The 17,723-nt window shown below is 59.1% G+C and carries 23 protein-coding genes; 18 read left to right on the top strand and 5 right to left on the bottom strand.

The window, feature by feature from the left end; genetic code table 11:
* Positions 1–14 precede the first annotated feature (14 nt).
* Positions 15–1,286 (top strand): diaminobutyrate--2-oxoglutarate transaminase, encoded by a 1,272-nt coding sequence (ectB, locus tag ACFOSU_RS03370; protein WP_380686397.1) that lies wholly within the window; start codon positions 15–17, stop codon positions 1,284–1,286.
* 235 nt (positions 1,287–1,521) lie between these two features.
* Here the strand turns inward: ectB and ACFOSU_RS03365 are convergent, their stop codons facing one another.
* Together ACFOSU_RS03365 and ACFOSU_RS03360 are read right to left on the bottom strand one after the other, a co-directional pair.
* On the bottom strand, positions 1,522–1,797 hold the full coding sequence (locus ACFOSU_RS03365) for a type II toxin-antitoxin system RelE/ParE family toxin (RefSeq protein ID WP_380686395.1): 276 nt from the start codon (positions 1,795–1,797) through the stop codon (positions 1,522–1,524).
* Positions 1,797–2,066, bottom strand: a complete 270-nt coding sequence (locus tag ACFOSU_RS03360) for a CopG family ribbon-helix-helix protein (RefSeq protein ID WP_380686393.1) — start codon at positions 2,064–2,066, stop codon at positions 1,797–1,799. Before ACFOSU_RS03360 ends, ACFOSU_RS03365 begins: the two co-directional genes overlap by 1 nt.
* Positions 2,067–2,391: 325 nt before the next feature.
* Between ACFOSU_RS03360 and ACFOSU_RS03355 the strand changes: the two genes are divergently transcribed.
* The 14 genes from ACFOSU_RS03355 (at position 2,392) to ACFOSU_RS03290 (ending at position 12,765) form a co-directional block, all read left to right on the top strand.
* Entirely contained in the window at positions 2,392–2,697 is a 306-nt protein-coding gene (locus ACFOSU_RS03355; protein WP_380686391.1) for a hypothetical protein, read from the top strand.
* The gene (locus ACFOSU_RS03350) at positions 2,697–3,743 is read left to right on the top strand and encodes a DNA-binding protein (RefSeq protein ID WP_380686389.1); all 1,047 of its coding nucleotides are present in this window, start codon (positions 2,697–2,699) and stop codon (positions 3,741–3,743) included. The genes ACFOSU_RS03355 and ACFOSU_RS03350 overlap by 1 nt, the downstream gene beginning before the upstream one ends.
* Positions 3,744–3,832: 89 nt before the next feature.
* Positions 3,833–4,681 carry a hypothetical protein gene (locus ACFOSU_RS03345; protein ID WP_380686387.1) on the top strand — a complete coding sequence of 283 codons (849 nt, stop codon included), beginning with the start codon at positions 3,833–3,835 and terminating at the stop codon, positions 4,679–4,681.
* 26 nt (positions 4,682–4,707) lie between these two features.
* Positions 4,708–5,331, top strand: a complete 624-nt coding sequence (locus ACFOSU_RS03340; RefSeq protein WP_380686385.1) for a hypothetical protein — start codon at positions 4,708–4,710, stop codon at positions 5,329–5,331.
* A gap of 190 nt (positions 5,332–5,521) precedes the next feature.
* On the top strand, positions 5,522–6,517 hold the full coding sequence (locus tag ACFOSU_RS03335) for a competence protein CoiA family protein (RefSeq protein WP_380686383.1): 996 nt from the start codon (positions 5,522–5,524) through the stop codon (positions 6,515–6,517).
* Positions 6,518–6,900: 383 nt separating this feature from the next.
* Positions 6,901–7,158: a hypothetical protein gene (locus ACFOSU_RS03330; protein ID WP_293623894.1), complete on the top strand. Its 258-nt coding sequence runs from the start codon at positions 6,901–6,903 to the stop codon at positions 7,156–7,158.
* Between the two features lie 726 nt (positions 7,159–7,884).
* A complete protein-coding gene (locus ACFOSU_RS03325) occupies positions 7,885–8,325 on the top strand; it encodes a DUF411 domain-containing protein (protein ID WP_293623893.1) in 441 nt (146 codons plus the stop codon).
* 34 nt (positions 8,326–8,359) lie between these two features.
* On the top strand, positions 8,360–8,686 hold the full coding sequence (locus ACFOSU_RS03320) for a hypothetical protein (RefSeq protein WP_380686381.1): 327 nt from the start codon (positions 8,360–8,362) through the stop codon (positions 8,684–8,686).
* A 4-nt stretch (positions 8,687–8,690) separates the two neighbouring features.
* Positions 8,691–8,981: a hypothetical protein gene (locus ACFOSU_RS03315; protein ID WP_293623891.1), complete on the top strand. Its 291-nt coding sequence runs from the start codon at positions 8,691–8,693 to the stop codon at positions 8,979–8,981.
* Between the two features lie 69 nt (positions 8,982–9,050).
* Positions 9,051–9,686 (top strand): peroxiredoxin, encoded by a 636-nt coding sequence (locus tag ACFOSU_RS03310; RefSeq protein ID WP_293623890.1) that lies wholly within the window; start codon positions 9,051–9,053, stop codon positions 9,684–9,686.
* Between the two features lie 202 nt (positions 9,687–9,888).
* Positions 9,889–10,122 carry a hypothetical protein gene (locus ACFOSU_RS03305; RefSeq protein ID WP_380686378.1) on the top strand — a complete coding sequence of 78 codons (234 nt, stop codon included), beginning with the start codon at positions 9,889–9,891 and terminating at the stop codon, positions 10,120–10,122.
* 36 nt (positions 10,123–10,158) lie between these two features.
* Entirely contained in the window at positions 10,159–10,977 is an 819-nt protein-coding gene (locus ACFOSU_RS03300; RefSeq protein WP_380686376.1) for a TVP38/TMEM64 family protein, read from the top strand.
* Positions 10,974–12,161 carry a protein-disulfide reductase DsbD family protein gene (locus ACFOSU_RS03295; RefSeq protein ID WP_353163507.1) on the top strand — a complete coding sequence of 396 codons (1,188 nt, stop codon included), beginning with the start codon at positions 10,974–10,976 and terminating at the stop codon, positions 12,159–12,161. The genes ACFOSU_RS03300 and ACFOSU_RS03295 overlap by 4 nt, the downstream gene beginning before the upstream one ends.
* The gene (locus tag ACFOSU_RS03290; RefSeq protein WP_380686372.1) at positions 12,148–12,765 is read left to right on the top strand and encodes a protein-disulfide reductase DsbD domain-containing protein; all 618 of its coding nucleotides are present in this window, start codon (positions 12,148–12,150) and stop codon (positions 12,763–12,765) included. Before ACFOSU_RS03295 ends, ACFOSU_RS03290 begins: the two co-directional genes overlap by 14 nt.
* 82 nt (positions 12,766–12,847) lie before the next feature.
* On the opposite strand, the gene lspA is transcribed toward ACFOSU_RS03290, so the two are convergent.
* The 3 genes from lspA to lnt all read right to left on the bottom strand — a co-directional run bounded on the left by lspA (position 12,848) and on the right by lnt (position 15,642).
* Positions 12,848–13,300, bottom strand: a complete 453-nt coding sequence (lspA, locus tag ACFOSU_RS03285) for a signal peptidase II (protein WP_353163403.1) — start codon at positions 13,298–13,300, stop codon at positions 12,848–12,850.
* 103 nt (positions 13,301–13,403) lie between these two features.
* The gene (locus ACFOSU_RS03280; RefSeq protein WP_209064972.1) at positions 13,404–14,033 is read right to left on the bottom strand and encodes a cation diffusion facilitator family transporter; all 630 of its coding nucleotides are present in this window, start codon (positions 14,031–14,033) and stop codon (positions 13,404–13,406) included.
* Between the two features lie 82 nt (positions 14,034–14,115).
* Positions 14,116–15,642, bottom strand: coding sequence for an apolipoprotein N-acyltransferase (gene lnt, locus ACFOSU_RS03275; protein WP_293623296.1), 1,527 nt, complete (start codon positions 15,640–15,642; stop codon positions 14,116–14,118).
* Positions 15,643–15,757: 115 nt separating this feature from the next.
* Here lnt and ACFOSU_RS03270 point away from each other — a divergent pair, with 115 nt between their 5' ends.
* The 3 genes from ACFOSU_RS03270 to ACFOSU_RS03260 all read left to right on the top strand — a co-directional run bounded on the left by ACFOSU_RS03270 (position 15,758) and on the right by ACFOSU_RS03260 (position 17,718).
* Entirely contained in the window at positions 15,758–16,165 is a 408-nt protein-coding gene (locus tag ACFOSU_RS03270) for a MerR family transcriptional regulator (protein WP_209064974.1), read from the top strand.
* A gap of 700 nt (positions 16,166–16,865) precedes the next feature.
* On the top strand, positions 16,866–17,267 hold the full coding sequence (gene merR / locus ACFOSU_RS03265) for an Hg(II)-responsive transcriptional regulator (RefSeq protein ID WP_380686463.1): 402 nt from the start codon (positions 16,866–16,868) through the stop codon (positions 17,265–17,267).
* A gap of 88 nt (positions 17,268–17,355) precedes the next feature.
* Entirely contained in the window at positions 17,356–17,718 is a 363-nt protein-coding gene (locus ACFOSU_RS03260; RefSeq protein WP_209064978.1) for a mercuric transporter MerT family protein, read from the top strand.
* Positions 17,719–17,723 lie beyond the last annotated feature (5 nt).

The following is a 17,723-nucleotide window of genomic DNA, read 5'->3' as shown; positions in this document are numbered from 1 at the left end:
AGCGAGGAGTCGTCATGGAAATCATAGAGCGTCTCGAATCAGAGGTCCGAGTGTATTGCCGGTCGTTTCCCACTGTGTTCACGACCGCCCAGGGCAATCGCATGACCGCAAAAGACGGGCGCGTGTATCTGGATTTTTTTAGCGGCGCGGGCGCGCTTAACTATGGTCATAACGATCCTGATATGGAAAAGGCGCTGATCGACTATATTCGGTCGCACGGCGTGAATCACGGTCTGGATATGGCCACCGAGGCCAAGGAGAGGTTTCTCAGAACCTTCGACGAAGTCATCATGAAACCGCGCGGGATGGATTATAAGCTCCAGTTCCCCGGCCCTACCGGTACCAACGCCAACGAGGCGGCGCTCAAGCTGGCACGGAAGGTGACCGGCCGCAGTGGGTTGATCCACTTTACCCACAGCTTTCATGGCATGACGTTGGGCGCGATCGCGGTGACCAGTAATGCCGCGATCCGAAACTCCGCAGGCCTTGAATTACCCAATACCACGACGGCACCGTATAGCGGCTACTACCGTGACGGACGCAATACCGCGGACGATCTCGAAAAGTTGCTCAGCGATTCGTTCAGCGGCGTCGATAAACCGGCCGCCGTCATCGTGGAAACCGTACAGGGCGAAGGCGGCATCAACGTCGCCGATTTCGAGTGGCTGCGCCAGGTCGAGCGTATTTGCCGCGACCACGAACTGTTGCTCATCGTCGACGATATCCAAGCCGGCTATGGCCGTACTGGTCCGTTCTTTTCCTTCGAGCCCGCCGGCATCAAGCCGGATATGGTCACCATCGCAAAATCGCTGTCTGGCATGGGTTTGCCGTTGGCGATGGTCATGCTGCGCCCCGACCTGGATGTCTGGGAGCCAGGCGAACACACGGGCACGTTCCGGGGCAATAATCACGCGTTCGTCACGGCCGTGGCCATGTTTGAGAAGTTTTGGTGCGACGATGCGTTGGAAAAACGTGTGGTTGACAAGGGGGAGTATATCCGTGAGCGACTCAGGGCGATCGTTGATTCGCATTCGGGCTTCGAGGCCGAAGTCCGTGGTCGCGGATTTTTCATTGGGTTGGATTGTGCCCGCGCCGAGCTTGGTAACGAGATTATCGGCCAGTGCTTCGAACGCGGTCTGATCATGGAAACTACGGGCCAGGGTGACAGCGTGGTCAAGGTGATGCCGGCGCTGATTTCCACCGACGCCGATCTCGACGAAGGCTTGGATATTATCGACGCGGCCGTCGGCACAGTGGTCGAAAAGTACGGTCTCGCGGCGGCGTAGTCCAGCAACGCACGAGCCACCACCGAGGGCTACAAGCAAGGCGCGGGTGATGAGTAAAAGCAAGAACCGGCGCCGCGGCGCCGGCATCATCGGCCTGGCCCGACCTTTCCCCACTATCGAGTAGCACGCCGGTCTGGAGTCACGAGCGCTAGCACGATCGAGGGTTTTTGAAGTCCGCTTCTGACCGGGAGCTGACTATCTGGCCGAAACCGGCTGGACTTCGCCCCGCCACCGGCTACCGATCCTCTCGCGTGCGCCAGACACGTAAAACATAGACGATCTCACCCGCGATCTCGTAACGCAGCTCGTATCGACTGACCAGAATGCGGCGAACCTCTCGCGGTTCAAAGTGAGATAGCTGCTCGCCGATCTGGGGATTGGTTACCAAGACACGTGGCGCCTCGGTGAGTGTTTTTACCGCCCGCACGGCCGCCGGCTTATTCACAGGAGCCAGGAATTCATATAGGCGCGCTAAGTCGGAAAGGCCCTTACGGGCCCACTTCACCTCCATCAGCGAGGTATCGATAGTGGTTCATCGGCATCTAAGCTGTCAGCCCATGCTTGAATTGCCTGCTGGTCAATGACGCGGCCCGCATCGACGTCTTCCAATGCCTCGCGTGTAAGGCGATCGCGCTCCTCTTCCTGGGCGATCCAGGAGGAGAGTGCCTGTTTCATGACCCAGCCGCGCGAGCGTTCAAGCCGATGGGCTAACTGATCCACTTTTTCGGCCATGGGGATGGGAACGTGTGCGGTTAGAACTCGGGTTTCGATCTTTGCCATCGTGGGTTCCTCTTTCCATTCGTAGTTGCTAACCGAGCGACTGGTTTGGCGCGGCATTGCCGCCTACAAACACTGCAGTCAGCCCTTCTGATTCATTTCTAATCATAGCGATTAAAATATTAATCCGCCAACTCGAATGGAAGCCTGTACGCACGAAAACACCGCATCAGAACTTCGACGCTGTACCGTCCCGCAAATCACGCCTTCGCACAACATAAGTACGGTTATGTTTATCTGCTCTCATATTCGTACTATATGGTACGTTGTGAGTATCGCGTATTAGTACGGTACTATTTAGACACCACACCTCGGGTTCAACCACGTCATGCCCAAACACTCCCCTCGCGCTTTGGCGCAATACGATTTCTCAGTCCATATCGCGCCCAGCGGCGGCGAAGTCGTCATCGACCAAGACGGCGATCCATCGGTGACCCACGATGCCGAGGCCGTCGTTGCCGATATCGCCGAACGCATGGGCGGTCTCGGCGCCCGGCCGCTGATCTACCGGGATTCGAGCGGTCGCTACGACGGTATCTCTCACGACGGCCAGCAATTCCTCGGCTTTTACCCGATCGGCGTCACCGATGAATCCGAGGCGCTCATTCACGTCGATCTTGGGAGTCTGACCTGATGGCCAGCAGCACTCTCACGCCGGAAGCCGTGCAGGACGCACTCAGGGCGGTGCTTGAACGCGGTGACTATCCGTCGATGGCCAAGGTCCGGGGCGAACTGGACACCACGGCATCCCAGCAGACGCTGACCGGTCACATGAAGGTCGCGCTCAAGGGCTTGGCCGAACAAATGGGTACCGGGCTGCCCGAAGGGCTGCCCCGCTCGGTGGTCGATGCCGCACACCGCTTCTATAGCGAGGCCCGGGATAGCGCTCGAGAGGAGCTGGAGAAACAGCGCGCGCTCATGGCAGAGCGCGAGAAGTCACTCACCGATGCAGTGGCAGAGAAAAGCCGGAAGGCCGACGCCCTGGAACAACAGGTCGGACAGTTGCAACAGCGCGCACAGGCCGCGGAAAGCGAGGCGGCATCGCTGGCCAAGGATCTGGAAGTCAGCCAGGAGGCGCTGAACGACAGCCAGGACAGGAATGCCCACCTGACCTCCGAGTTGAGCGACACGCGCAGCCAGGCCGCACGCCATGTCCGGCAGCTGCGTGCCACCCATCGAAAGCAGACCGAGAACCTGGTCCGCGAACGGCAACAGATCAGCGACGCGCGAGATCGAGAGATAGAACGCGCGGATGATCAGCAGAAGCTCTGGGCTAAACAGGTGGATGAGGCAAGGCAGGAAGTCCTATCTGCCAAGGCCGAACACGCAGAACAGATCCGCGCCCTGCGAGACGAACGAGATCAAGCGATCCGTGAGCGCGAGGAGAACGCACAGTCGTTACGCGACCGAGATCGCGCCATAGAGGCAATAAATGCTGACCTGGATAAAAGCCAGTCGCACGCTGCGGACCTTGAAGCGTCGATTGAACAGGCCCAAACGAAGGCGGCATCGCTGTCTGAAAGTCTGCTCAACGCCCAGTCCGAACAGAACACCCTGCGTGAAAAGCTGGCCCATGCGACAGCGATCGCCGACGAGCGCGAGCGCCTTCTCAATCGGCTTGAACGGGCCCGAGACGCAGATAAAGAAGATGCGAAACGAAACCCTAAATCGAAACGTTAATCCGTCTACTTTCATTCGGTTGCGGCACTTGCAGAACCTGGGAAATGCGGATAATGGAACCCAGATCAGACAATAACAGGAGCCTGAAAATGCCCGCACCGCAAAACCTCGGAGAGCTCAACGAACTGTTGACTCAAATCAATATGCCGCAGCTGACCGGTGCCCAGTTTCGCGCCCTGCGCGAGAATCGCCCGCGCAACCAGCTGCTGACTGCGGCCTCGAACATGACCAGCGATAGCGGCGCGCGAAATTACGTCGCCAGGGCGATGCGCGAGATCGGCATCAAGATTACGGCGGTCAATGACGGCAACGGCGCATCAGGGGGCGAAGCGACCGCGCAGCAGGCTCAGCACCCGCAGCCGGCGCCCCCGCAGCAAGCACATGCACCAGCGGCACAGACTGCCCCTGCTGCGGCGGGGCCCGAGGATTGGCAGGACGAGCCCCCGCTACAATCGCGCTCTGGCAGCGATTCGTCGTCGGATCGATTCAATTACAACATGCACATCTATGGCGGTAAGGCTGCACTGTGCTTCGAGCCTGCCGATACCCGTGGTGGCGATTACACGGTGTCTCTCGACTCGGCGACAGCAACCGAGCCGCGAAGCTACGACTGGTCGAGCAAGCTGCGCATTCAAATGACGCGCAACGAACTGCCGGTCGTGGCGGGCGTGCTGTTCGGCCTGATCCCGAAATGCGAGTACAAGAATCATGGCCCGAACAACGACAAGGGTTTTTCGCTCGAAGATCAGGGTCGAAAGGTCTTCATCCGCACCTGGGCCAAGGATCATCCAGTACGCGCTGTTCCGGTCGAGCCGGAGGATGCCTACCGTATCGCCACGCTGATCCTGCGGCAGATGGGGTTGAACGCGCCCTGGATGAGCGCGAGCAACATCATTCAGACCATTCGCATGGTCGTGGCGCGGCGAGTTGCTGGTTAAGGGCGAGTCATGGCTACGCAAGTAGGATGAACAAGAATGGCGACGTTAGGCGGATCATGACGCAGCGGGACTTCGAAGCCGGCGTCACCTGCGCCGGCGGCTCGATCGAGCACCAGGATGTGATGGCATGGGCGCGAAATGCCCATATCGATCAGCGCCCGCCAGACGAGCGCATCGGCGATCAAGACGATCCCTACATGCTCCGATGGTTCGTGCAGCGCAAATACCGTCTGTTCGATACGCAGGCTGGGGATCTACTGCGGCGTCTTTGGTGCATCGACGGGCAGCAGCTAGAGAACGGTTACGTTCATCGATTCATTCGCAGCGACGAGGATCGCGCGCTGCATGATCACCCGTGGCCGTGGGTGACGGTGCTGCTCGATGGCACCTACTGGGAGCATCTTCCGGCCGACCCGAATGACCCCGCCGGTCCCACTAAGCGCGAGAAACGATCCCCCGGCGATATCGTTGTCCGACGTGACGCCGCACGCCCCCACCGCATCGAGATTGAGGAAGGGTGTCCTGTCACGACCCTGTTTCTTACCGCAGAGAAAACCCGCGAGTGGGGGTTCTGGTGCTCACAGGGATGGCGGCACTGGCGCGACTTCGTGGCGCCGGATGAGCTGGGCCGGACACGCGGCTGCGATTGATTCGGGGATCGCCCTATCCGGCCGCTCACGCTAAAAGGCCGGGGGGGATAGCGATTCTGTACTAATCAGGATAGGCCGCACCCCGCTCGAGCGCCGCTGGACTGCGCAGCTCGCCGCCAGGTAGTAAATTCATACGATGGTTGGGAACTGGCATGGGTATTTCGGCTGGGCTGAGAATGCCGAAGTAGTCATGGCGCATGTCGACGAGGTCGGACGTGGGCGCGCCTGCGACTGTTTTTGCGCTACCTGCCGCCAGCCTGTGCTGGCACGTCAGAGAAAGAAACGAATCTGGCATTTCGCTCATCTCGCCGACACAAGCTGTGAGGGTGAAAGCGCGCTACATCGAGCCGCGAAAGAAGTGCTCGCAGATGCCGCGTCCCGCCAACGGCGAATACTTCTACCCTCCGGACTCACACCCCCGCTCGAAACCGCCACGCTCGAGACTGCGATCGGCAAGACACGTAGAGCCGACGTGCTGGCCACAATCGGTGGGCGTCGATACGGGATCGAGATTCGCGTCACACACGCCAAGAATCAGGCCGCTCGTGATGACTATGCAGATGCAAACCTTGAGGCTTTCGAGATCGACCTGAGCAAGACAACCTACGACGTGAACCGTCACATCCTCGAGCAGATGCTCTTGGACGGGGCAGATCGCCATTGGCTGTTCAAACGTGGGATGGCTCGCCGTCGCGCCGTATCGGCGCCCATTAGTCCGATGCCCCCTCCCACTCGATCCGATAGCTACGAGCAGATCGCAAACCAGATCTGCGACTACCTGGTGAGCCCTGCCGGTCAAGCAGACCGATTCGTCTCGTGGCCAGTAATACGTGCCGATGGGATGCCACGCCTTGAGGCCACAGCTGCTCAATGGGAGCGAGGCAGCGTCATGCCAAAGCTTTATAAGGTCAGACGCCCTGGGATGTTCATTGGTCGAAAGGCCGGCGGCCCAAGGTTGTACCTGGAGGGCCAAGTGGCCACACCCCGTGGCATCGCTTCGGTGGACGTGGAGCTGGCATTCGATATTGTCGAGCCAGCGTCTGCCCAACGCCCTACTCTCTTGATCGTATGTCCGGTCAACTTGCGCGAGCCTTCTTGGCCCGGCGCGCTATTCATGCGCTGGTACGGCATAAATTCTTGGCGCGCCAAGCTCACGAACCAGTACAAGCAGGCGAGTAAGCCGTAGCAGGCGGCAAAAGAGTATTCGTTGCTGCAAGTAATACGCTAATTCGGAATCGGAGAAATCTTACGGGCTGAATGATATGAGGGCTGCTTTTGGCCGATTGCGACCCAAAGCGGACTTTCCAAACTTCTTGCCTGAACCTTCGCCGCCGTTCTCAACCCACGCTGCTCAACGGCGCACTAAGACATCGTCGTTGCTACTTTCGCAGTGATCCGGACCAGGATTTGCGACGATCAGATGGCTTTCGTTTCCGTCGTTCAGTGAACGATTGCTCTTGGCATACGATTGAATGCAGGCCTGCGTGGGCTCGGGGCGAGTGTCGGCCCCAGCGGCACACGGATCCGTGCAGGTATTCCAGGCACCGATCTGTTAGAGCGAGGGTGTCAATGGCAAACCGGATCTACACCGCGGCACGCCACGGCCCCGCTGATATACCCGGGGACACGGTGCGAATCGAAATCGGCCTAGATAACGAATGCGGCAAGCTGGTTTTCTTCGACGAATACGATCAGAGCGGAGCGAACGTCAGGCGCGCCGAGAAGGCAAACACGATATTGAGATCTCTCTACGTCGTGGTGCCGACGAAATCAACGGCGAACTGGCTGCGCTTGAATCAATACACCACCAAACCCCAACGATCATAAAGCGCACCGTCTGAGACCCCGAGCCATTCGCTCCCGCGGCTGCGGAACCACCGACACCTCTCGCTTCGACGTTTTGACTGTACACACATCGAAAACGACTAAATAAAAGGCCCTCTACGAATTAAGGTCGGGCCGTTCCGAAATAGATGCCGCGTTATTCCCCGATCGTCTAAAAAATAACGGCCCCGTACCACACTCCGGGTATTGTTTACGGCATATTTGTGGCCTATATTGAAAACATGAAGTCTAAAGTGCTCCACGCGCTGATCTTGGTGCTGGTATTCACCAGCGTGCTGGCCAGTCCAGCGGTCATGGCGTGGACCATGCCGGCCGAGAACGCGTCAAGCGATTGCTCGTTATGTCAGGCCGACACCACGAAGCCGCAGCACTCAACCGCGGCGACTTCGACTTGCGCAGTGGCCATCTGCGGCATAATGGCTGATGTTGCGCATAACACTGCCGGGGTTACGCCCCTGCCACCTGCGGTGCCCACGTTTCACATCGAAACGCATTTGGGCCGCCAACTCGAAGGGCCCGACCCTTTTCCCCCGCGAGCTATCCACGCTTGATCTGACTGACGCCTGAGCGCGTCACAAACTCCGGCTGAGCTTACACAGACCGCGCCTCTGCGGTCAGTGCTGGTCTGTCATGCGACATCAACCATTACGTCGCATGTGCACGCCTAACGGCTTTCCGGAACTCCCTAGATCACGTGGAGTTCTTCCGATGACCCAACTACGTAATGCGACCGTGGCGCGCCTGACGCTCATGCTCGTTCTGTTTATCTCGACCGGCGCGGCCATCGCGGCACCGGTACAGGCTCGCCTTTACCACAACCCGGGCTGCATGTGCTGTGAGCAGTACGCCGACTACCTCAACGCCAAGGGGTATGAGGTGGACGTGCTCGACACGGACGATATGGCGGCTCTCAACGAAAAGCACGGCGTCGAACCGGCGTTGTCGTCTTGTCACACCACTCTCATCGGCGACTACGTCGTCGTCGGGCATGTACCTGAGCCGGTCGTTGCCAAGCTGCTGCGCGAGGAACCCGATATCCGAGGTATCGCTTTACCCGGCATGCCGAGCGGCTCGCCGGGCATGCCCGGCAAAAAGAGCGAACCGTTCGTCATCAAAACGCTGAATGGCGACGTTTACACGACGTATTGAGCCTTTATTCAGGCAATTACCGAGGTAACAAACGATGAAAAGCTGTGATTCCGGAAAATCGACGTCACCCGACTCCGTGCCTCCAGCCCGGCGCTGGCTCGAACCCCGCAGCTTATTAGTCGGCGGCGTTGCCGCCGCGGCGGTCGGGCTTGTATTCAACTGGGACTGGGTCGTGACCATCGGAGCCGTCCCGCTGCTGTTCACCCTGCCCTGCATGATCATGATGGGCTGGATGATGTGGAGTATGCGGCCGACCGCTACCGATGGTGCAACGTCCCGGCAGGAACCAGATACTCGAACCCGTTATTCAAATCAGATCGCGTCATCGAGCGCACCTTCCGACCAACCCAAAGAGGACTAGAAACATGCGTACAACAGTAAAAACGATCATCGCCGCTGCCCTGATCGCGGGCGTGCCCGCCGTATTCGCCGCAACGCAAGGCGAGGACGCGAAGCCGGCATCCGAGGGCAACATGGGCCACATGATGCAAGGCCAGGAGGGCAAGGGCCACGGCATGGGCATGATGGGCGATGGCAACATGCCCATGATGAAAATGATGGGTCAGATGAACGACATGATGGAAACCTGCAACAAGATGATGCAGAGCAAGATGGAGAATATGGACGGCACTGACGGTTCAACCGACCAGGGCTAGATACGAGCGCGCCGGCGGCCACCGGAATTGAGGCCGTCGGCCTTTTCTTCATCGAACAGGAGTATAGAAATGAGCCTACGTCTAGGCGATACCGCACCGAATTTCACGGCCGACACCACCGAAGGCCGCATCGATTTCCACGAATGGCTCGGCGACGGCTGGGGCATGTTGATGTCGCATCCGGCCGATTTCACACCGGTCTGCACTACGGAGTTGGGCGCGGTCGGCGGACTCAAGGAGAAGTTCGCCCAACGCGCCGTAAAAGCCATCGTGGTCTCGGTGGATTCGGTCGATGATCACAAACGCTGGTCGGCCGATATCGAGGAAACCCAAGGCCAGTCCGTGAATTTCCCGATCATCGGCGATTCCGACCGCACGGTCGCGGAACTCTACGACATGATCCACCCAAACGCCGGCGACACATCGACGGTGCGCAGCGTGTTCATCATCGATTCCAACAAGAAGATCCGGATGACGCTCACCTATCCGAAGAGTGCCGGGCGCAATTTCGACGAGATCCTGCGGGTGATCGATTCACTGCAGCTGACGGACAACTACAAGGTCACCACCCCGGCCAACTGGCAGGACGGCGACGACGTGATCGTGTCGCCGGCGTTGTCCAATGAAGAAGCCGAGAAGCTGTTCCCGGCCGGCTGGAACGAGCTCAAGCCCTATCTTCGCATGACCAAGCAGCCGAACAAATAACGGCTGAGAGTGTGCTGCCCCGGGCACAGACATGTTGCTGTGTCCGGGTTCTTAGACAAAACATGCCCCGCGCCATCCGTGTTTGGCATAGCCCCAACGATATATAACGCCGGCCATTTATTCGCAGGGTTGTGCTCCGATATGCAAACCGAAGCTCCGAACAAAAACGTGGCCGAGGGATACGCCCGGATTGCGGGTCGCTATGACCGGAGGCGGCCAGCTCATGCTCACGGACTGGTGTGGCGATTATCTGATGTGCCGGCTGTTCGAGCGCTATCAACGGCTGCGCGCGCATGCGCACGCACGGACCTATCGAACGCATGAGTGCGCTCGAATGCTCAAAGAAAGCGGCTACGCCGCCGTGCAGATCGAAACCTACAAAATCAACTGGCTCTGGGGGCTCATGACCGCCCGTGGTACCCATGTTCAAGCTTAATTTCCTACCGAAACGAAAAGATCAGCGAGAAGTCCGATGGCGATGAACGCAGATTTGCTGTTCGTCTGCCTGGCGTTGGCCGCACTCGGCCTCGTGTTGTTAGCTATGGTCTTCCGCACATTGCTACGCACCGCGCGCAGCGGGTGGCTGATAGCGGCTGTGGTGCTAACCGCGGCATTGCTTTGGATCGATATCGTTATCCTCTGGTGCTTGGTCGAATACACCCTGTTTGCTGTCGATTTTAGTAGCGATGGTTTGCACGCGCTCCTTGAGCGCGCTGGTCCCTGGGCGCCTGCGGCTTCCATCGGCCTGATGACGGCTCACTCTTTCGTGCCGTTTCCGGCCGAGGTCATCGCAATCGCCAATGGCGTCGTCTTCGGCTCCGGGCTGGGTGTACTGCTCACCTGGGCGGGTGCAATGATCGGCGCAATACTGAGTTACGAAATCGCAAGGGCCCTGGGCCCGGCCGCACGGTCACGCTTGGTTCCGCTGCGTTATCAGGCGCGGTTGGATGCATTCGTGAGTGATAGCAGTATTACGACACTGCTGACCGCGCGCCTGATACCGATCATGTCCTTCAATCTGGTCAATTACGCCGCGGGACTCGCCGGCGTGCCGCGATGGACGTTCGTCTGGACCACCGGCGTGGGTATTTTGCCGCTGACCGTACTGAGCGTACTGCTCGGTAGTCAGGCGCTGCACCTGCCGGTCTATATCTGGATTCTGGCGGGGGGCGCCGCGCTGATCCTGTTCGGCGCGGCGCACGTCATCCGATCGCGGGGCGCGCATGAGCGAAACCGCGAGCACGACCATTCCAGGGCGCGGGATCGCCGCCGCCAAAACGCCAGGCGATGACGATCTGGACGAATCTCCTGCTGGCGCTGTTCGCCGGCGTGCTGCTCAATCTCACGCCGTGTGTGCTACCCGCGTTGCCCATCAAGTTGCGCACGATCGCGCGTGTGGTGGGCAGCGGTACGCGACAGCGCTTTTTGGCAGCGATCGCGCTGCTGGCCGGCACGCTCACGTTCTTCGGCGCGCTCGCTTTGGCGACCGCCATGCTGAACTGGACCTGGGGCACCCTGTTCCAGGCTTTCTGGTTTCGTACAGCACTGGCCTTTCTGCTCGCCGGCCTTGGCGTTTACAGTCTCGCGGGGCGCGGCGTGCAACCGCCCCAATGGGTCTATCGCGTCCAGGGCAACGGCTATGCCGAACCCTACTTGGCCGGTTTTCTGGCCGCGGTCTTGTCCGCGCCCTGCACCGGGCCTTTCCTGGGCGGCGTCATGGCATTTGCGCTCACGCAGGCGCCGAGCACGATCTTCGCGCTGTTCATGGCGGTGGGCGTCGGGTTGGCCCTGCCCTACCTCGTTCTGCTGGCCCAACCCGGACTACTGACACGCATACCACGCAGCGGCGCATGGCTGTCACGCGTGCAGCAGGTCATGGGCTTGATTCTCCTGGCCGGTGCGACATTCTTTGCAACGACCGTGCTCGCGGAACGCGTCGGCACCCTGCTGTGGACCGCCTGGCTCGGGACCCTGGCTTTCTGGTTGATCCGCGTATTGGTGGTCGGCCCCGGATCCGGCGCGCGTTTGGTACCGGCGCTCGTCTTGGTCGCTGGCGTGGCCGGCGCCGTCACGCTCGGCTTTGATCGTGGGGCCGGCGCACAGCACGCGTTGCCTTGGCAGCCGCTAACGGAGCGCGCGCTTGCCGAGGCCCGCACTGCCGGCGCGCCGGTGCTTGTCGAGTTCACGGCGGATTGGTGTATTAACTGCAAAGTTCTGGAACAAACCGTTTACGCCGACGCCGCGATTGCGCAAGCCGTCGATGCAGCCCAGATGCGCGTTCTACGCGCCGATCTCACGCGGCCGGACGCTGCGCTTGACGCCTACCTACGATCCTTCGGTGGCGCCGGCCTGCCCTTCGCCGTGGTCTTGAAGCCGAACGGGGCGGTTCACCGGCGCCTGCCCGATTTATTTACGGTCAGCACATTGAAAGCGGCCATCGAAACCAGTGGAGAGCAGACGCGTGTCGACCCATAAGAGTTTTGTCCTCTCTTGGCTATTGCCAGCGACCATCGCGATCACGGTCAGCGGCCTTTTTCTTTTCTGGCAATGGACCGTGCCTAGTACGGAGTCCGAAGTGCAATCGACGACCGACCAGTCAACAGTTAATAACCGGGATGATAAGCGGGACGTTGTTGACCTCTATACCGCATCAGAGTCATCAACAGCCTCGAAGTCCGTCCCACCGCGTTTTAGCGCGGCCCACGTGAATCTCGATGCAACGCGCGACGGCGATACGATCCAAATAGAACTGGACATCGCATCGGAGTGGCATATCAACGCCAATCCCGCCTCTTTCGACTTTCTTATACCGACCGATATAAAGGTATTTGCTAACGGCGTGCTGTTATCGACCGAGCTTGCATACCCACCGGGCGATGAACTCGACGTCGGCCTTGAAGACCCGATCCGGGTGTATTCGGGCAAAGTTAAGTTGATAGCAGCTCTGGATAAAGTTGCCGACAACGACATACCCACCGTCCAGGCCGTGGTACAAGCCTGTAATGACTCGGGGCTTTGCCTTCCACCCTCGACGCTTTCTACGTCGATTCCGAGCACCGTGAACCCATCGCTACCTTAAGCTGCCTAAAAGCTTCAAAAGGGTCTGAGCCGTAGTGGGGATGCAGGCAGCCCGAGCTGGCTCAGTAATGCGGCCGATACGCTCAGTTGCCGTATTTTCTATGCGCCCAGATCAGTAATGCGGCTCCCGTGGTAATCCAGACATCGGCCAAGTTGAATGCCGGCCAGTGGTACTGTGCGTAGTGGAAATCGAGAAAGTCGACCACATGGCCGCGTAGCAGGCGATCCGTCAAGTTGCCCAGTGCACCGCCTAGAATCGCACTGAGTGCTATTCCTTGACCTTTCGAAGCCACCCCGCGCCACAGCCAGCCCAGCAGCATGGCCGACATGACAACGGCGACACCGATCAGGAATGCCCGCTGCCAACCACCCGCATCGGCCAGAAAGCTGAATGCGGCACCTGTATTGTGTAGATGGGTCCAGCTAAAAAACTCTGTGACGGCTCTGCGCTCACCATAGGCGAGATAGGTGCTGGCCGCGTACTTGGTTGCTTGATCCAGAAGCAGCATCACGACGGATAATCCCAACCAACGCAGCCTGTCGGCCGGGCTAGAACTTTTCAGCGTGTCCTCCCCTATCGTCACCCCCGCAGACACAAGCTATGCTTACTGTTTGCACCGCGCGAAGATATCGCCATGTTCAAGTGCTTTCCGAGGACGGTGATTCCTGAAGCTCGTCTCGCGTTTGGCGCGCGTCCTTCAGGATGCGGATACCGCCGCGTAACACGATAAAACCAACGACCAAACCGATAATGAGATCGGGGTACCGCGTGTCGAAGTAGTAGACCAGCGCGCCACCGACAATGACGCCGATATTGGCGATTACATCGTTGGCCGAAAATATCCAGCTCGCGCGCATGTGCACATCGCCTTGTCGGTGGCGGGCGATGATAAGCAAACAGGTTGTGTTTGCCACGAGTGCCGCCGCGCCCATCAGCATCATGTAGCTGGGCTCGGGATTGCTGCCCATCAGGGTTCGCCGAACCACCTCACCCACGGCGAACAGCGCGAGCAGTATTTGCACGACGCCGCCGATGGAAGCGGCGCGCGCCTTGTGATGGGCGGCGCGCCCCACCGCATACAGCCCCGCAGAATAAACGGCCGCATCAGCGAAGTTGTCGAGCGAGTCGGCGATCAAGGCGGTCGAGCCGCCTAGCAAACCAATCCCGAACTCAGCTAGAAACATGACGCCGTTGATCGCCAACAGCCAGTAGAGCGCCTTTTGTTGGGCCTGGTCTTTGGCCTCGAATTCACAGCCGCAATCGGCCATCCCGTGTTCCCTCCACCAGCGCAATCATGCGCCAAACTCTGTTGGATATAAGACGACGATAAAACCTCTAGCGACTAAAGGGTCAAGCACTCAGCGAGACTGAATTTCGTTTGTCTCTTTTTCCTACCCCAACGAGCACGACCAGTGCGATCCCGACGACAGCCAGCACCGGTTTGTCCTGCCAGCGGACGTAGGGCGTGGTCCCCGTACGCGGGGTGACCTCTGCCTGCAAAACAGTCGGCTCGAACTGAGGCGCGCGCGCCAGCAGTTGACCGTTGTGATCGATTACCGCCGTGAGCCCGGTATTGGTGGATCGGACAAGCGGGCGCCCAGTTTCAACGGCGCGCATTTGGGTAATTTGCAGGTGTTGATGCGGCCCTAGGGAGTCTCCGAACCACGCGTCGTTACTCAGATTGACCAACAACTGCGCGGTTGGGAGCAGGTCAGTGACTTCAGCGCCGAACACCACATCAAAGCAAATCAATGCGCCGATGGGCATGCCGGAGGCATATAGTAGTTGTGGCTGCTGGCCTGCCCTGAAGTCTTCAAGCGGTGCGCCCAGAATATTCAACCATGGGCCCACAAATCGACGCAGTGGGACGTATTCACCGAAGGGCACCAGATGCCGTTTGTAATAGAACTGACTTGGGCGAGCCAGGCTCACTGCAGAATTGTATGCTTCGCCCTGGCGTGTACGCATGGGGATACCCAGCATAAGGGTCGATCCGCGCTCGCCGAGGCGTACTTGAAGTCGGTCTAGATATTCAGAGGTTTGATCGAACCACGCCGGCACGGCGGTTTCCGGCCAGACTATAAGGTCCGTTCCAGCGTATGGCTGTGTCAGTGCCCTATAGCGCCTCAAAGTGAACGCCAGCGCTCCTGACTCCCATTTCCTGTCTTGTTCCACATTCCCCTGCACAAGCGCAATGGACAGTGGCTTGGCTACTACCGGCTCGGTCCATTCACGATCAAGCAATGAAATGCCAAGCAATAGCGCCACCAGTGCGCCGCTTGTGATTCCCAGGCGCCGCAAGCTCAAACGAAGAATCATCCACGCAAGGCCCCCCGCCATAACGGTCACCACAAAGCTCACGCCCAGCACGCCAAATACGGGTGCGATCGCGGCAAGCGGCGTGCCGATCTGGCTGTAACCTAAAAAAAGCCAAGGAAAACCGGTCAGGAACCAGAGCCGGACCCATTCGCTCAGTACCCATGCCGCTGGCAAACCAAACCATAGAGCAACGCCATTCATCCGGGCGGATAAGGTGCGCACGAGAAATACCACTGACCACGGGAACAAGGCCAAGAGGGCTACAAAGCCTACCGTGACGAGCAGGGCTGCTACGGGTCCGCTGCCATAGCGATTGATGCTGATAAACACCCATGAAACGCCTACACCGAAGTAACCCAACCCGAAGAAGTAGCTTGCCCACAGCGCAGCACGTTTTGGTAGACGCACGGCCAACAGGAATAGAACCGCCGGCGACAGCACGGCCAGCCAATACCAACCTAACGGCGCGAAAGCGAGCGGCAAAACGCCGCCAGCGAGCAACGCCAGACCATAGACCACGAGCATGATTGGGAGTGCTGAGACGTTGCGCGCCGACATGCGGTTGATCGAAGCTCGGTTGCACACAGGATATTCCTACGCTTTAGTTGCGAGCGTGCTGCAACAGCCACACACTAAGTCCTCGAGCTACTAGAGCTTCAAGCGCGAGAAGGTTATGAGGCAATCCGATCTACGGATTGGCGATCTCGCCCGACACACGGGCGTAGGTGTAGCCACGATTCGTTACTATGGCGACGTAGGCCTGCTACCGGAAGCAGGCCGTAGCGAGGGCGGCCAGCGCCACTACCGCCCTTCACATGTCGAACGGCTCATGTTCATCAAGCACTGCCGGGAACTGGGCTTCAGCCAAGACAATGTACGCATGCTGCTGACGCAAGCCGATCAGAGTGATGCCTCCTGTGAAGACGTCGCTCGACTCGCTAAAGAGCATCTCGAAGCCGTGCGTAAGAAGCTTACGGCCTTGCAGGCGTTGGAAATGTCGTTGGAGGATATGATTCATGCCTGCCGCGGTGGTCGAATCCAGAATTGCCGCATCATCGAAGCTTTAGCGGCCAATGAATAACGTTACCGATAGGCTGCGGGCGCGCGTCGCTGCTTAACGTACGATTTTCCCGTTTCGTGTTTTGACCCAAACAAAGTCGATGAACGGCGGAAAAGACAATCACGTTTTCATCAGATCGATTCTTTTCTAGTTTGTATTGTCGCTCGGCGACTTGGGTGGAGCCGTTCTTTTGCACAGAGGCGCCGCCGGTACGGCGCAGGCGCTAACCTACATCCGGCAGAGTGGCACTCGGCGGCGTTTCTCGGCGGCCGATAAAAGCGTCTCAAGACGTTTTTCAAGCACTCTCTACCGGGGCACGTCGGTTAGGGAACTCGGAATAGCTAATCGCGCGAGGCCGGCTATCGACCTAAAGTGGACCATCCCAGTCAGCGATCGGCACCCATGCCAAGCCTTTCGAAAATGACTTGACGGGCAGTCGTATCAGGCACCCTTAATTCGATGTGGTTTGATGCCCAGTGAAACAGATGCTCGGCGGCGACGCTCGACCGGATTTGCTCATTCAGTGGATACAGTCGCCAATGGTCCAAACCGTATCGGTCACCCACTACAGGCAAGCATGAGCCTCCACCAAGATTTACCAGCACCGACTCGGCCCGGTTTGAACTTGCACCGCCCGCGACTGGATAGGCGCTGGTGACGGCGCATCGAGTATGTCTTGTTGCTACCGTATTTACGCGTGGCAAATTGAACCTGAAACGACCTGGCTGAGACTGGACTAACGATCGGAAAACTCGCGGCGGCCGCCGGCGTAAATCTGCAAACTGTGCGCTATTACCAGCGACGCGGATTGATCGATCAGCCGCACAAACCTTCCACTGGCTACCGTCGCTATCCGCGCGCGACCGTTGACCGCATTCGTTTCATCAAGCGCGCGCAGGGCCTGGGTTTCAGCCTTGACGAAATCGGCGAGTTGCTAAAGTTGGGCGACGGCCATTGCGATGATGTACGCCGTGTCGCCGAAAATCAGCGCGCGCTGGTGGCAGCCCGCATCGCCGATCTGGCCGCAATGCAAGACACGCTGGATGGGCTGATCGATCGCTGCCGGAACGCGCATGCTCCCGACCATTGCCCGCTGATCAAGACGCTGTCCCACCGCGACTGAAATAACTCAGCCAGCCCTTGACACGGTACCTGAGTACCGCGTTTAAGCTGCGCTTCGTCCGATTATCGAACCGGCACGGAGCCTTTTCATGAACGACCCCACGACCGCGACCGGTCGCACCACCTGGGCCCAGATCGGCGCCGTACTCGCCGCGGTCGGGGCTTCCCTGTGCTGTGTAGCGCCGGTGTTGTTGATATCGATTGGTGTCGGCGGCGCTTGGATGAGTTCGCTCACTGCACTGGAACCGTATCGGCCGATATTCGTCGTCATTACGCTGGCGCTGCTGATTTTTGCCGGTTGGCGGCTGTATCGCCGCGAGCCGAGTTGCGATTCCGATACAGCGTGCGCACGACCCGCGGTCAAGCGCCGTCAGCGCCTCATCTTCTGGCTGCTCGCATTACTCGTCACGGCACTGCTCACCTTTCCCTGGTACGCGCCGGCTTTTCTCTAAGGAAC

Origin of the sequence: Salinisphaera aquimarina (assembly GCF_042643355.1) — a bacterium.
GTDB classification, from domain to species: Bacteria; Pseudomonadota; Gammaproteobacteria; order Nevskiales; family Salinisphaeraceae; genus Salinisphaera; species Salinisphaera aquimarina.
This window is presented reverse-complemented; position numbering and strand designations above follow the sequence as displayed.